Annotated in this window: 13 protein-coding genes; 1 reads left to right on the forward strand and 12 read right to left on the reverse strand. The window is 37.5% G+C overall.

Going from position 1 to position 16045, the window contains the following annotated elements:
* Nucleotides 1-11 precede the first annotated feature (11 nt).
* The 12 genes from EPR_RS05590 to EPR_RS05645 all read right to left on the reverse strand — a co-directional run bounded on the left by EPR_RS05590 (nucleotide 12) and on the right by EPR_RS05645 (nucleotide 15746).
* Entirely contained in the window at nucleotides 12-674 is a 663-nt protein-coding gene (locus EPR_RS05590) for a sulfite exporter TauE/SafE family protein (RefSeq protein ID WP_200762271.1), read from the reverse strand.
* A gap of 14 nt (nucleotides 675-688) precedes the next feature.
* The gene (locus EPR_RS05595) at nucleotides 689-2869 is read right to left on the reverse strand and encodes a TonB-dependent receptor (protein WP_200762272.1); all 2181 of its coding nucleotides are present in this window, start codon (nucleotides 2867-2869) and stop codon (nucleotides 689-691) included.
* A 210-nt stretch (nucleotides 2870-3079) separates the two neighbouring features.
* On the reverse strand, nucleotides 3080-6169 hold the full coding sequence (locus EPR_RS05600) for an efflux RND transporter permease subunit (RefSeq protein ID WP_200762273.1): 3090 nt from the start codon (nucleotides 6167-6169) through the stop codon (nucleotides 3080-3082).
* Nucleotides 6162-7307 carry an efflux RND transporter periplasmic adaptor subunit gene (locus EPR_RS05605; RefSeq protein WP_200762274.1) on the reverse strand — a complete coding sequence of 382 codons (1146 nt, stop codon included), beginning with the start codon at nucleotides 7305-7307 and terminating at the stop codon, nucleotides 6162-6164. Before EPR_RS05605 ends, EPR_RS05600 begins: the two co-directional genes overlap by 8 nt.
* Nucleotides 7304-8563: a TolC family protein gene (locus EPR_RS05610; RefSeq protein WP_200762275.1), complete on the reverse strand. Its 1260-nt coding sequence runs from the start codon at nucleotides 8561-8563 to the stop codon at nucleotides 7304-7306. Before EPR_RS05610 ends, EPR_RS05605 begins: the two co-directional genes overlap by 4 nt.
* 126 nt (nucleotides 8564-8689) lie before the next feature.
* Nucleotides 8690-9436, reverse strand: a complete 747-nt coding sequence (locus tag EPR_RS05615; protein WP_200762276.1) for a c-type cytochrome — start codon at nucleotides 9434-9436, stop codon at nucleotides 8690-8692.
* A gap of 59 nt (nucleotides 9437-9495) precedes the next feature.
* Entirely contained in the window at nucleotides 9496-10116 is a 621-nt protein-coding gene (locus EPR_RS05620; RefSeq protein ID WP_200762277.1) for a tetratricopeptide repeat protein, read from the reverse strand.
* Between the two features lie 8 nt (nucleotides 10117-10124).
* Nucleotides 10125-11039, reverse strand: coding sequence for a hypothetical protein (locus EPR_RS05625; RefSeq protein WP_200762278.1), 915 nt, complete (start codon nucleotides 11037-11039; stop codon nucleotides 10125-10127).
* Nucleotides 11036-13129, reverse strand: coding sequence for an urea transporter (locus tag EPR_RS05630; RefSeq protein ID WP_200762279.1), 2094 nt, complete (start codon nucleotides 13127-13129; stop codon nucleotides 11036-11038). The genes EPR_RS05625 and EPR_RS05630 overlap by 4 nt, the downstream gene beginning before the upstream one ends.
* Before the next feature lie 10 nt (nucleotides 13130-13139).
* Nucleotides 13140-14489, reverse strand: a complete 1350-nt coding sequence (locus EPR_RS05635; protein WP_200762280.1) for an alanine racemase — start codon at nucleotides 14487-14489, stop codon at nucleotides 13140-13142.
* Nucleotides 14482-15513: an ATP-grasp domain-containing protein gene (locus tag EPR_RS05640; RefSeq protein ID WP_200762281.1), complete on the reverse strand. Its 1032-nt coding sequence runs from the start codon at nucleotides 15511-15513 to the stop codon at nucleotides 14482-14484. Before EPR_RS05640 ends, EPR_RS05635 begins: the two co-directional genes overlap by 8 nt.
* Nucleotides 15510-15746 carry a PqqD family protein gene (locus EPR_RS05645; protein ID WP_200762282.1) on the reverse strand — a complete coding sequence of 79 codons (237 nt, stop codon included), beginning with the start codon at nucleotides 15744-15746 and terminating at the stop codon, nucleotides 15510-15512. The genes EPR_RS05640 and EPR_RS05645 overlap by 4 nt, the downstream gene beginning before the upstream one ends.
* A gap of 83 nt (nucleotides 15747-15829) precedes the next feature.
* Here EPR_RS05645 and EPR_RS05650 point away from each other — a divergent pair, with 83 nt between their 5' ends.
* Nucleotides 15830-16036 (forward strand): hypothetical protein, encoded by a 207-nt coding sequence (locus EPR_RS05650; RefSeq protein ID WP_200762283.1) that lies wholly within the window; start codon nucleotides 15830-15832, stop codon nucleotides 16034-16036.
* Nucleotides 16037-16045: the final 9 nt, after the last annotated feature.

Below are 16045 nucleotides of genomic sequence, written 5' to 3' on the forward strand. Positions count from 1 at the left end.
AATTTAGCCTTTTATAGTTTCAATATGCCAAGCAGCACCATAACGCCTCCCGCAAAAAGCAGAGCCGAAGCAGCTGTTTCTATCCACTTTTTCTGTCTGGAAAATTGAAAAAGAAGCTCTTTGGTTATAGACGAGAGAATAAATCCGTAAAAAATAAAAGAGACCATAACAGCGCCTATCCCGAACAAAAATCCGTAAAAAAGAGAAACTACCTTTGAAGAACTGCCGGCACTGAACGCAGCAAGACTTAAAACTGGCGCACAAAAATTAAAAGAGAGTGCTGCACCCATAAAAAAATATCCGCCTTTTCCAAGCCTGTTTATACCTTTTGAAAAGTTCCGTGCAACACAACAGCTTTTTTCTCTTTGAAACTGTGTATAAAAGAGATATAAAGCCGTTAAGATCATAAGCACTCCCATAACTCTCCCCCAAAGCAGCGGCTCATTCAAAATCTCCTTGACGGTAAGCGAGGCATAAGAGGCACTGAGTGCTATCATCGAATATGAAAATACTCGGCCTGCACTGAATATCCCTACAGTCGTCATAGATTGTTTCAAGGTTGATGAATTACTCACAAGCAGAGGACTCAAAAGCGGCGCGCAGGACAACATACAAGCCGTCGAACCGTATGAAAGTCCCATAAGAAAAACTGTTATATACGCAGCCGCTTCCAATCAAATCCTTTTATTTAAAATCTGTATTTCATACCTACATAATAGACCCTTCCCGGATCAACCGTAATGGATGCGTCTTCCGCATCCAATCTGCCGTCACCACTTTTGTCACTATAAAGGTAGACTGTTCTGTAATATTGATTGTCAAAGAAGTTATCCACTCTTGCAAAAAACTCAAAATCGTTTCCATTGATTTTTGTATTGTATCTTGCCTGAAGATTCAAGACACCGTATGAAGGCATTTTTACAAAATTTGTTTCATCTGCATAATAGCTTGACTGCCAATACCATTCGGGAATCAACGTCCACTTAGGCGACATCTTTATATAGGTAAAAAGATCGATTTTATGATGTGGTGTTCTTGGAAGCTGGTTTCCGTCAATATCATACGTTTCATCTCCTGTTGATCTATATATAGGATCCAAGTCTACTGTAAAAGGCAGATGTGACGTATAGTATGCATCCAGGTATGTATATGCCAGATCAAAGGCGAGCTTTTTGCTTCTATCACTCTTTACAGAGAATTCCAGCCCTCTGCTTCTTGCGTCACCCACATTGTCAAAATATACATTCGAACCGTTTGAATAGTAGGTACCTCCGTTTCTGGCTATAATATCTTTGGTATCAAGCTGATACAATGTAACCTCATATTCAAATTTGTTATTTTTCAGGTGGCGTGTGCCTCTGATACCTATTTCATAGTTTATCGTAGTTTCGGTATCGATATCAGGATTGTTTTGAGAATATCTGTCTGGATCAAAATCGTACGCATACAACTCATATATACGAGGATTTCTGAAACCGGTGGAAATATTTGTATAAAGAGTGTTGTCAGCATTCAACTGATAAGTTGCACCTACTCTGTATGAAACGTTTCTAAAAGAATCATCCCTAGTTATATTTGAAAGCGTCCACACAGTCCCGTCAAAATCGTAACTCTCTGATGCATATTCATATTTGTCATAATCATATCTGGCATTGGCTACAATTGTCCATTTCGGGTTTAGTTTATACTTAACTTCTCCGTACAATCCATATCTGTCTTCTGTACTGTCAGAATCGGTCCATTCACCAGTATAATATGTCTTACCTCTGCTTGTATAAGTTTTTGTAGTTAAATCATAAGATTTCAGTTCTCTTTGACCGATATCTAACCCTACCATATAGGCAAGATTGTCTATATTGGCTCTATATTCGCTTTTTATACCTTTTTGATATATATCGTCACTGCTGTCTCTCGTATATGTATCTTCAAATCCGTCGCCGTTGAGATCCTGAGGAGAAGCTTCAAAATCGTACAGGTCCACATAATAGTAGGTATTTACCATCAAATTTGCGCCGTTGTCGAAGTCTTTGTTGTAAGTTATAAAATATTTGTCTATGTCGGAATAGTAGTCATGGTTCCATGGCAGATCTGCATCATCTTTGCCGGTAGGATTTGTTTCGGCAGCCGTTACTCCGGTAACACTTCCTCTTGAACTCTCCTCATATTTTCTTGTAACATCTACGCCGACTGTTATGTCACTCATCTCATCAATAAAATATGTAAATTTTCCACTTGCGGATTTTGTCCAGTTTTCACTCATATCCCAGTATCCACCGGTATATCTGTAACTTGCTATCACATTTGCAGCGTATTGATCCGTACTTTTATATGCAGTAGCTTTATAGTTTTGATACGCATAACTTCCGTATTCGGCTTCTACAGATACTTCATTTCTGTTTTTCGGTTTTTTGGTTGTAATGATTACAGCACCTGCCAATGCATTGGGACCGTACAGATATGAAGCTCCCCCTTTTATCACTTTGATGCTCTCAATCTCATCAAGATTAAACTTAACCTTACCTCCGTTTTGAAGTACAGGTACGCCATCAATAACTATCGCAACACCGGTATCTTCCCACATAAACTCCTGCTGTGCAACGCCTCTCATATGGATCTCAACAACATCGCCATTTCTTACATCCGCTGTAATACCTGGAACGGTACGCAAAATTTCATTGATGTTTTTCGCATCTATTATCTCTATCTTTTTCTCATCTATAACATTTACAGTCGAAACTTCCGTTTTCGGATCAGTAAATATATCCTCAATGGTAGAAGACTCGACCACTACACTGTCCAAAACTATCTCCTCTGCTGCCGCAAGCGAAGAGAACAGTGCCAAACCTGCTAGTAAAAGAGTTCTTTTCATTCACTACTCCTATCTGATTTTTTGGTAGTGTAGCAAAGGAGTGTTAAATATGTGTTAAACATTTCTTACTTTTTTATATAAATTATTTTTTTAATTTTTGAGTCATGCAGTTGTCACTTTATTTTTACAAAAGCCGAAGTAGTAGGATATTTATGCAGATTTTTTACTTAAGAATAAATATTTTCAGAAAAGGCACTATGCCATTTAGTTTTAATTAAAATCAATTATCTCTTTTTTCCGATAAATCCACACAAACAGAATAGGTATAAATACAAGCGTCAAAAACGTTCCTACCATAAGCCCGCCGATAGCTACAGCACCCAGTGGTGCGAGACGCTCTAACCCTATTGCCCATCCAAGCGCTACCGGAAGCATACCTGCTGTTGTAGCAAATGCGGTCATAAGAACAGGCCTAGTTCTTATTTTTATGCTCTCGAGCATAGCTTCTTTTGCACTCAGTCCCTTTTTAATACCAAGAAGTGCAAATTCTATAAGAAGTATTGCATTGTTTACAATAATACCGCTAAGCAGTATAAAACCCATCATTGCAGGCATAGAAGTATGATAATCCATACTCAACAATATCCAGCTTGCTCCAACAAGCGTCAGGGGAATAGAAAAGATTATAAGCAGCGGTGCCCTTACAGAGTTAAACATAGGAACCAATGTAAAAAATATCAGACCAATGCCAAACGCTACCGCTTTTATCATCCTTTTAGCGGAATCTTGAAACTGGGCGATATCTCCTGTTTGCGTCATCTCTACCCCATCAGGAAGTTTTACGCCCTGATATGCCTCATCAAAATTTTGCATAATATGAGATATGGCTGCCTTTTCCCTGAATCCATATATATCTATCGTGTATTCCAGCCCCTCTCTTGTAATCTGGCTTGGCTCTTTTGCCTTTTCAAGTTTCGAAAAAGCTGATAGCGGAATTTTCCCTTTAGGTGTATCAATCAAAATTGTATCAAGATACAATAAAGCTTTATCTCTATCGTCTCCCCTGATTCTTATCAGTATATCGTTGGAATTTCTGACAGGTTTCAGCGCTGCAGGTGCACCTTTTAGATAAAGTCCCACCTGTTTTGATATCTCTTCTGAGTTCACCCCGTAGTATGCTGCTTTTGCCTCATCGATGAAAAGTCTGTAGACTGTTTTATCCAAATCCCAAGTTTTTGCAACATTAACTAATCCTTGGGTATTTTCCAAAACTTTAAAAAGATTTTCCGAGGCGATTTGGAGCTTCTCAAAACTGTCGCTGCTAAGCATAACATCCACATTTCCTCTGATACTGGAGAGTGCGGTAGCTCCATAGTCGAATACAGAAAAATATTTTATATTGGGGATTTCCTGAAGTCTTTTTCTGATTTTTCTTTCTATATCCCAAATACTTTCACCTCTTTCAAATCTATTTACATACGCAGCAGTAATAGCCATATAGTCTATCCCCCCGCCGCTGCCGATACTTAAAACTCCGGCTTCACTTCCTACACTGGCCGACACTCTGAGTACCTCTCCGCTTCCATATACGGCTTTGTTGACTTTTTCAAGAACTTCGGCACTTTTTTCAATTGGAAGATTTGGATCCATAGTGATATTTATCTTCACAATACCGGTATCCATAGGCGGCATAAGCTCCTGACCGACTATCGGCATAACCACTCTGACACTTATCACAAAAAGAATCAGCAAAAGGGAAAAATAAAGAACCGATAAAGCTCTGCTCTCCATAGCCGCTTTTGCAAGCTTTATGAAAAAATTTCTGGCCCAGCTGTTAAAACTATCCGTAACTTTGCCAAATACTGCCTCAGCTTTTAGTATCCACTGACTGTTTATAGCCAAAAATTTCAGACTCAGAAGCGGAACAGTGGTGATGGATATGATATATGAAGCAGCAAGTGCTATAAGAAGCGTGGAAACAAGAGGTCTGAATATCGTCTGCGGATAATCTCCCACAAACATAATAGGAAAAAGTGCGGCCATAGTTGTAACAGTGCCCGACAGATCAGCAAACATTATCTCTTTGGTACCATCCAAAACCGCTTTTTTTATCGGTTTTTTACGCTCTTTGTAGTGACGTTCTATATTTTCCATGACAACAACGGCATCATCTAGCAATAAACCAAGAGCCAAAATAATAGCCGTCAGGGTAACTACACTGAACTCTATGCCAAAAAGATACATCATAGCTACTGTAGCAGCATATACAAGCGGTATGGTAAACAGAACAACCAAAACCTGTCTGAGCGAAGCCAAAAAGAAAAATGCTACGATTGTTGACATGATGATGGCATCACGCAAAGACTCAAACATATTGGCAATGCTTTGTTCAATAGTATCCTTCTGCGTATCGGTAATCTCAAAATGAAGCCCCGGATAAGTAGCTTTTATCTCAACCAATTTAGCCTCAACATTTTCTATCGTCTTCACTACATCTGCATCAATTGAACGTTGAACCGATAGAGCTATGGCAGGTTTGCCGTTACCGTAATAAAGAGCGCTGTTGTCATAATGGCCATAGTAAATATGTGCTATATCTTCAAGACGGATAGTATCTGTTATAGCCAGTTTTTTTATCTGTTCAAGTCTTTCTCTTTTTCCTTTTGATTTAAGCAGAAACCTCCCTCTTGGAATATCCAAAAATCCGATAGCATAGTCTCTGTCGTTTTTTGAAAGAACACCCAAAACCTGCCCCATGCTCAAAGCATATCTATCCAGAGCCTCTTTATCAATCTCAACCAAAATCTCTTTTTTGTAACCGCCAAAAATCTCTACGTTTGAAACTCCTTCTGTTTTTAGAAGTTCATTTTTTATCTCGTTTTCACAAATCTCTCTTACCTCTATCAAAGAAGCTCTAACAGATGAGACTCCTATCGTAACTACAGGAGGAGTAGCCGCGGTAATTTTGTGGATTTGAGGCTCCTTGATACCATCTGGCAAAGAAGAACGGATTTTCGATATTGCATTTGCTACATCACTTGCCGCACTGTCTATCTCTTTTTCGTATTCAAACTCTGCTCTGATTACACTAACTTCATCTATAGTAGTAGAATAAACTCTTCTTACCTTATCCAGCGTGTAGAGCTCTTTTTCAACTACTACCGCCACGTTCGAAGCGATATCTTTCGCTCCCGCTCCCGGCCAGATAATAACAGTTGCAATTTCCGGCCTGTTAGAATCCGGAAAAAGCTTTCTATCAATCGAGTTGTATCCGTACAACCCGAGAAATAGAAAAAGCCCTAAAAAGGAGATGATATAATAAGGTCTTTTTAGTATCGTATCCAGCCAGCCGCTATTCATCGTTTAGAGCCCTGCCATTTTTCAAAACAAATAGTTTTGAGAGTTTATCGCTACTGCCTACTGCTACCGGATGAGCAATATAGCAAATAGGAATAGCATATTTTTCATTTTGAGCCATAATAGTCACTTTTTTTGGCAAAAAGGAGCCGTCTACATGCTCAAAAACATAAGTTCCTTCCTCTTTTTCAAGGAGCGCATTAACGGGTACTGCCATTCCAAACGCTTCTCTTTCTACAACTTCAACCTTTACATTGCTGTTTTCAGGGACTCCAAGAGAGGTTTGAAGATCTATCCTGGCAACAAATAAAGCTTTTTCACTATCCGGTAAAATTTCAGAAATTTTTGCTTCAACCCCGTCAACATAAACCTTTTTACCGTTTCTAATAGTCTTTGCTAATGCTGCTGGAAACAGAAATTCCACTCTTTTTTTGTCTCCAAAAAGTTTTATCAGAGGTTTTCCGGCAGTTGCAAGATCTCCCACTCTAAGAAATATCTTTCCTACCGTCCCGTCAATTGGCGATCGTATTATGGCGTAGCGCAGTTGATTGATTTTTGCTTTAAGTTGTTCTTTTAAAGAATTAAGCTCTTCATATTTTGCCTCGACGCTTTTCTTTGTAGATTCATATTTGGATAATTTGAGCTTCATTGCAACCTCGGACTGGTCGAGCTTCTCTTTTGATACTGCATCGGCTTCGAAAAGTACAAGATTTCTCTCATACACTTTTTTGGCATACTGATAGTCGCTTTTTAAAGAATCAAGACTGACTTCTATAGACTCAATTGAACGCTCCAGAGCTTTGATAGATGACTTTTGTGCTTCAACAGCTGCTTTGAGTTCTCTATCATCGATAGAGATGAGAATATCGCCTTTTTTTATCTGGTCTCCTTCCTCCACATATACTTTTTGTATAAAACCGCTTATTTTGGAGGCAATTTGCGGATGATTGAGAGAATAGTATCTACCTATAAACTCTCTTTTTTGTTCTATTTTCATCTTTTTTGGATTAACTGTTTCAATAGATATCGATTTTGCAGCAGGAACAGGAAGAGAGTCTATCTGCTCTTTTTTCTTTTTAACAATAATTACACCGCCGGCAATAAGTAAAATAAGTATCAATATTCCAAAGAGTTTTTTCATTTTTCACCTGCCGTTATATAGTTTAGATAAGCTTTTTGCATTTTCAGATCGTACATAGCTTCTATAAAAGAGCTTTGGGCATTCTGATATTTCGCTATGGCATAGAGAAGATCGTACATATCAGATATACCTTTTTCATATTTGATATATTCGGTATCTTTTATCTTTTTTAAAAGAATAAGCTGTTTTTTGGCGGATTGAACTTTCGCAATCGCGGTAGATATACGGTTGTTGGCATCTATAATATCGCTTTTTAATTTCAATTCTGTATTTTTGAGTCTGAGTTTTGAAACCATATGAGCAATTTTTGCCTTTTGAAGCTGTGCATCTTTGTAGCCGAAATCATACAGTCTCCAGTTTATATTTATACCGGCCTGCCACAACTCTTCCTGGATTCCCTTTGCAAAGTTGCTTCCATAATAGGTATTCAGACCGATTTTTGGAAAATAAAGTGACTTGGCTTTTCTTATCGCTTTTTTGCTTTTTTGGGCTTCGAACTTCGCTTTTTTGTAGGTATAGGAGTTTCTTAGATCCACATTGGCGGAAAACTTTTCATCATCGTTCACACTCTCCACGTCATCGATTTCATCTACACCGATAATGGAAGCCAATTTGGCTTTTAGGGTTTTTATGGAATTTTCTATACTTTTTACATTAAAAGAGGCGTTTTCCAGCTCCGAAGAGACTTTTAAAAGATCGATTTTCGCTTTTTTGCCAACTTCTACCTCTTTTTTGACATCTTTATACAGTTTCTCCAACGCTCTTTGATATGAGATTGCTGAAGTTTTTTGGTTCTTCAGAGAAACTATCTTAAAATAGAGGGATTTTATGTTGTATATGAGCTGTTCTTTGGTGAGACTGAGATTTATATTTGATATCTTTTTGCCAAGCTCCGCGATATCCACAGAACTCACATCAGCAAAACCGTTAAAAAGTAAAACCTCATATATCAGACCTGCACTGCTTATCTCCCTGCTAGAAACCACATCTGGCGTGATTGGAGGAACTATCGGAGTGAGTGTTCTTGGAATATTGTAGCGTGTGTAACTTCCTACCGCATTTATTTTGCCGAAATTTTGAGCTTTTTTAACTCTTTTTTCCTGATGGGCTTCCAAAAGTTTCTGTTTTTGTATCAAAATTTCAGGGCTTTTTTTAAGTGCTGTTTCTATAGCTTCATCAAGTGTAATCGCATTTATATTTACAGTAATTACACTCACACATATAAGCACAATGAAGTTAATTTTTTTACTAACCATCAGATTAACTTTCACCATTAAAGGTGTTTAAAAAAAGCTGCAAAATATACACTCTTTTTTTATAAGACTCTTTTTTATTCATTTTACTCCCCATATGCAGCAGCTTTACAATAAATCCTGACTTCCCTATTCCCCTTTCTGTAACATTGGAGGTTTCAACGATACTATCCATTCGGCAATAGCTATTCTATCTTCTTCATGCATAGTCAGATAAGCCGGCATAACTATCTTTTTAAATCTGGGCCATCTACCTTTACTTCCATTTTTTATAACATCGGCAAGTTTACCGACTGCACCTTCACCATACTCTCTTTTATACCTTAACGAAATTCCTATAAAGCCGGGACCTTTTTTTGCTCCCATTACATTGTGACATGCAAAACATCCATTCTCTTGTGCGAGTTTTTCTCCCGGTAGATAATTTTTACCACTTTTCGAACTAGCACTATTACAATTGTTATCGCAACTTCCCATACCATTTGCACTGTGAGTAAACTCATTTGGAGGAAAGTTGTCATACATATATTTGGCTATGACTATAAGCTCATCTTTTGAGACGTTTCCTTTCATAGAAGGCATTACCCCAAATCTTTTTATAGTTTTAGACATACAAACCGCTTTATCCTTGGAAGGATTTAATACATAATCGACGATAAAATCTACAGCCTCTTGTTTTGTCTTATAGTTCTCTTTTACATGAAACATAATACCTGCTGCGGGAGGCGCAACCATTTTCCTTTTCTGTTCTAATGCAGGCATACCGGTAATATGGCAGACAGAACACTTCTTTTCAAACAGAGTTCTTCCATCTTCAGCATTTACTGCCCCTGTAAACAGAAACAGAAAACCTACCACAAAAACAAATCTCTTCATAAACACTCCTTCGATATTTCGTTATCTTATACTTTCAATGTTAATAAAACGTTAACACTCTATTTTGCTTTTCCGTTACGCTGAAAAAACTCGTTGGCAGCAATATTTTTCGGGTCAAGAATCAAAATATCTTCATAAATTTTTGCCGCCTCCTCTTTTCTGTTTTCATGTTCAAATATACTGGCGAGTTTTTCTAAAAATAAAACCTCAGAGGGGTATAAAGAAAGCATTTTATATATTACGGCCTTAGCATTGGAAAACTCCTTTTTATATATAAGAATCTGTGCAAAATAGAGATTTGCATAATAATTATAATAGTCCATCTTTAAAATATCATTGCACAACTTTATAGCATCCTCATATTTTTGCTGTAACATATAGATATTTATAATTCCCAGTTTCGGTTTTATAGCACTTTTTACGGCCAATGCGGCTTTTTCATAATGGAAAAGGGCATTTGAGTATTTTTTTTCCAGATAAAAAAGCCATCCCAGCCGCAGATTTGGAGTATAGGCATTCGGATACTGTTTATATACAGGCATAAGAGACTTTATCGCATCCTCAAAATCCCCCATCTTTTCATAATTGTACGAGTCATAATACGCCTTTTTTATAAAGTCGTCATACCCATACAGTGACACTATAAGTAAAAAAATTGGCCAAATTTTTTTAAGTTTCATATATACTCCTAAAATCTATAGTCCAAAGAGGCCCCGAGAGTTGTCATATATGAATCTTCACCGTTTTCGGTATCGGTAAATTTTTCATAATATATACCCGCACTCAACCCCAGCTCTTTTGAGTATGAGTATCTTGTTTGCAGCGCCGCACCGCCTTTATGAATTTCTGCAAGATTGTAAACAGTAAATCCGCCGTCTCTAACGCCAAATGCCTGCTTCCCAATCCAAACGGAAGCTTTTGTGGTAAATTTGCCGTAGTAGTTGGCCAAATTGAATTCAAAAGAGTTATAACTGTCTGTATACTCTTCAGACCTCTGAATAATATGTGTCGATTTTTTGCCCATTGCACTCATACCCGAACTTTGATTTACAACGGTCTGAGTTATTTTGCTGCTTTTGAATGTAATATAGTTATATTTTCCTTCAACATAAAAGTCACCGTAACTACACCCTTTTATATATTTGCCAAAACTCGGTGAAAACTGCCATACACCCAAAGATGGATCGAAGTTGTCGTAGTGAGTATAGAAAACATCTATTCCCGCATCAAAATCAAATGCCTGAAAATATTTTAAACCGCCAAACAGTATATAACCGCCATCTGTAAGATAATCATCCGAATCGATAAAATGTAGTCCCGCTCTTGCAAGATAGTTATCATCAAAATAGTTTGTATAAACTGCGGTAAAATCATTTTGTTCCAAATCAGGCTCATCATTTTTATATTTGACTTTCAGATATTCATACTGAAGTTCAACTTTTTGCAAATCAAACTCTTTGCTTACATATACTCCACCAAAATATCCATTATCTTTGACACTTTTGCTGCCATAATCAAGATATCCTGCAAAAGGAACTACACTTATATTTTCCCCTGCTAATGCAGCTATTGCTATGAGGGACAAACTTGCAATTTTTTTCATTTTTTTCTCCTTATAATCAAGTTTTCAACTTTTATGGTATCAAACCCGTGTGTTTTATCTATAACAGTGAGTACTGATATTTGTCTGTTTCCTATATTTATTGTTCCTTTTATATCATCACCGTTTTTTTCCCATACTCCCTTATAAAGAAAAGGTTTGCTACAAATTGAAGCCAAGAACATCAAAAAATCTTTTTTAAATCCTTCATAAACTATACGAGGCGTCAAAAAGTCTTCCCATTTAACCCTCTCTTTTCCTATAAGAGCAATTCTTGGAATCGCCATAAAAAATTTCTTCAGATAGCTTCTATCTTTGCCAGTATAATCATAAAAATAGAAAATACCGTACTCTTTGGCAAAAAATAGCTTGTTTTTTTCCGGATCTTCAAAAAAGAATCTGCCGCTAAATCTATCCATAGCCACTCTCAAAGTAAACTCATCTATCTTTTTTTCATCTTTAAAAACTTCATAACTGCATCTGCTTTCCAAAACAAAACTAAATCTAGTATCCAAAGATTTATCAGCAGCAAAACTAGAAATCTCGTCACCTTTGAGAGGTCTTTGATAAAAACATACCTCATCTTTTTTTAAATAAGCTACAAAGTTGAAAGGAATTGTTTTGCTTCCTAGATACATATTTTCCTGAACCTGAATATGTATATGCGGTTCTGGAGAGTATCCGCTGTTGCCGCAAAGACCAATTATCTGTCCTGCTTCTACAAAATCTCCTTTTTTAACCTTGAGAGAATCTTTCGCAAGATGAGAAATTTCCACATAAACCCCTGAAGGTGTAGATAATATCAGATAGTTTCCCCAGTTATTTATGTTGTCTACCTCTCCTATAGGCTGATCAGGAAAATCATCTGCGGCCTCAACTACATATCCGCTTACAGGGGACAATACAGGCTTTTTGAAAGCATAATAATCATCAAGTCGCAACCCTTCATTCTTATATGTTTTCCCATCTTTATCACGTATAACAAAGTCATAGGCGTATTTCCACTTTCCCTGATGTGTCCATACATCATCAAAAGCCTGATATACACTCCATTTTCCGGAAAAAGGCAAAAATATGCTTTTTTCGTTTGATTTGAATCTGAATAGACTTAAAAGAAAATAGCTGAGACTGTTTTCCGGTGTCTTTTTAATAACATACGCAAACTCTCTAAATCTCACTAGCCTCAGTACAAACAGAAAACTTATAACGGTAATGTTAAAAGGAAGCGTAAATACCGGTATCTTGTAAAGTGTCCAGAATATTGCCGTTGCATCTACCAGTAAAACAGAAATACTTACTCCAAGAAGCGCCAACAAATAGCTTCTAATCCCGGGAATCAAAAAAATCGAACCCAGTGCCACGGCAACTAAAATATAATTGAACGCGTAAGGGTTTAAGAGAGACTGTATATACGAACCGCTTAGCTGGCTGTGGACAAAAACTCCGAAATAAAAGCCCGCTATTGTCATAATAGCCATAATTCTAGAGTGCAAAACAATCAGTAAAAAGATAAAAATTCCAGCCCAGATATTTGGCATAAACAAAATAGTACCTAGGGATTTAAAATAGGCTTCACACCATACCGGTATATTTAATCCAGAGTTCAGTAAAAAAGAGTGACTGTAAAGCGTTTCGACAAAAAGATTTGAGTAATTAAGCGTCGAAAGATAAACAATAGAGCTGACTATCGCAAAAGGAAAAGAGAGAATCGGTATCAGATATATTGAAAAAAGTGTATGCAAAATGATAGTGATAAGAAAAGTTAGAACCGATGCCACAGCTATCAAAAACAGAGACATAAAGGTCAGTTTAAATAAAAATCCTATACTCATACCGACTAAAAGAGGATTGTATATATAAAAACCGCTTTCAAGATAATCGGGATCCATCCTTATAAGTGCCGCAAAAAAAAGAGCGAAAAGAACACCCAAAAGACCGCTCAATGCTACATTGGGATTTATAAACGAAGCTATCAACAAAAGCAGACCGACTTTTTTGCTCTCTATAAACAGAACTTCTGCATAGCTTGATATTACAGATGATATATAAGGCTTCAGTATTTCAAAAGTTTGATTCGCTTTTTTAACTGCCAAACAAAAATCCTTATTTGAGTTCCAGTTTTTTTGGCAATATTTCTCTTCTTTCTATATCACTCAAATCCTCTTTTTCTCTTATTATCTCCACACTCCCGTTCTCCATTACCATCAAAACTCTGGGTCTGTATCTGATAAACTGCATCCACTGGGTCACATTATATGCACCGACAGGTGATATAACCAGTTTGTCGCCTCGTTTGAGTCTCGGCAAAAGTATGGAATCCTCTATAATGTCTATATTCATACAAAGCGGCCCGTTGATAGTGGCAGGCTCGCTTATTCCGCTGATTTCACGGGTCAGTTCAATATTGAATTTATACCAAAAATAGGTATATAGAAGATTTACGCCGGCATCGACTATATAGCTTCTTCTCGAATCAGGAAGTGTTTTGCTGGCAACTACGGAAGTTACCAAAAAACCTGCTTCATCTATCAAATGCCTGCCGGTTTCAAGATATAGCTTCGGATAACTGCTGCCTTTTATATTTTCATACAGAGCCGAGGTTATAGCTTCTGCATAGTCGTCTATGGAAGGAACAACAACTTCGGGAGGCTGATAGATGCCTTTCAAATGGTTTTTGGATGCAAACCCACCTCCTACATCGATATACTCGATGGAAAAACCCACCTTCTCCTCTATCTCGTTCATGAGTTGTACCATTTTGGCGGTTTCTACTTTATAGGCATTGGCATCCAGCATAAAGGTACCTATATGTGCATGAAGTCCATTGAGCCTTAGTTTTCCGCCAGCTTTTATACGCTTGACCGCATCCATCGCCTGGCCGCTTTCAATATTGAAACCGAATCTGCTCCATTGCGGGTAGATACCTGTATCCATATTTAATCTAATTGCTACTGGTATCTCCATACCAAGTTCAACCGCCACTTTTTCAAGATCATTGATCTCATCAAATGTATCTATATGAATTTTTGCACCCTCTTTTGCGGCGGTTATCAGAGAGTCATAAGGCTTATATGGTCCGTTGTAGATAATGTCTTTGCCTTCAATTCCAAGTTCCCTGGCTTTTTCATATTCAAACTCGCTGACAACTTCGGCTATAGCGCCTTCCTGATGAAAAACGGCACATATGGCTTTGAGATAATTTGTTTTGTAACTCCATCCAAATTGCACATTGGGATATCTACTCGAAAAAGCTTCATAAGCCCCGCGATATTTTTCTCTGATGGCTTTCTCATCAAAAATAAAAAGAGGAGAGCCAAATTTTTCTACCATCTCATCAATACTCACACCGCCTATCGTTTTTCTTATCTTCTGTTTGGGCATAGGAACACCAGCTTTACTAAAACCGCTTTCGATTTTTATAATAGTTGGTTTTTCATACGGTTTTTTAGCCATCACTCTCTCCTTTTGTCGCAAGGGTGCTCAGTTTTTCTATATCCGTTATCATCTCATATGTATATCTCACCATCATCTTTCCTGCTTTGTAGTCGCTGTTTGTATCCGTACTTTTATCAAACATCTCTTCTAGTACCCTTTTTGGAAGATTCACACCAACAGCTGTAGCAAAATAGACCCATGCAGGAAATCTAGGATTTATCTCTATCATTATTATTTCATCACCATCCACTATGCATTCAAGTTCGAACGGTCCTTTCCATTTGTATTGCTTTACGAAATTCTCAGCAGTTTTTAAAAGTTTATCATGCTTTATAGTTACACCGTTCCATATTTTTCCGAGATTTGTGGTTGTCATCTTTTTTATGGCCACAAGTCCAAGGACTCCACCCTTACCGTCACCTGCACCTATAACATTTAGTTCTTCGCCGCTTACAATCTCCTGAACAAGTATAGGAAACCCCCATTCGTTTGAGATTTCGGTAAAGTAGTAGACCGCTTCGGGTAGTGACTTTGCTTTGTATGCTTTGTAATAGTTGCCTTTTACAATACAGGGAAGCCCTATCTCTTTTACAGCCTTCGTTAACTGATCGACAGTAAAGACTTTTTTCGTTTCAGGATAGGTTATAGAAATTTTTTTGCTAACCTCTTGCAAATTCTCTTTGCTTCTAAGCTCAAACTGTTCGAGTGAGGGGAGAAAAGTTTTGATACCGGCCTCTTCCAGATCATTTTGGTATTTGATATACTGTGGAAGCTCTGCATCAAGCGTGGGTATAACGACATCGAGTCCGTAACTTTCCTTTATATAAAGAAGCCTGTTGAATATCGGCTCCCACCCCTGTGTGGGAAATGATAAAATGTAGCTTTTGTCTATCACAAAATCCATATAGTTTCCCGGATCTTGCACATCATAACTTAGTCCCACCGTCTTTATAGAAGGATCGGCTTCTTTGAGACTTCTGGCGACACCTATACCGGGACCAGGATTATCCGTATCGTTAATACCGCTTACAGCTACAATCATGACAAAAGTCCGTAAAGTTTCAGTTTCTCTTTAAAATCCAGAACATCATTGAAGGCCTCTTCTTCACTCACATCGTACTCACGGGCAATTTTGTCTGCTATAGATTTTTCGTCCATTCCCTTGGACAGAGACTCTATTATCTCTTTTGCGGTTTCATTGACAGTAAAACTCTCTCCCGTAGTAGGGTCGAAAGCGAAACCGTTTTGATTTATTGCCAGATTTTGCACTCTCATTATCGCCTCCTTCTAATAAAATAATAGCTATAATTTGTTAACATACTGTTAAGTATGTAATAATTATAAAAAAGGAGTAGAGTATGGGAAAAGAGCATACAGAAAAAATAGAGAAAATTATTGAAGCGGTCAAAAAGTCTAACAGAATGGATGAGGAAGAGAAAAAAAGAATAATAGCCAGGCTTGAAGAGTGGAGAGAGGATAAAAATGCCGTTAGAGATATTGCGGCAAAAGCAGAAGAGATATCGGCCAGTCTTATGCCTATACTTGCCGAACTGGGCTTTTTATAATAAAAGGTT

The organism is Nitrosophilus alvini (assembly GCF_015100395.1).
Lineage (GTDB): Bacteria > Campylobacterota > Campylobacteria > Campylobacterales > Nitratiruptoraceae > Nitrosophilus > Nitrosophilus alvini.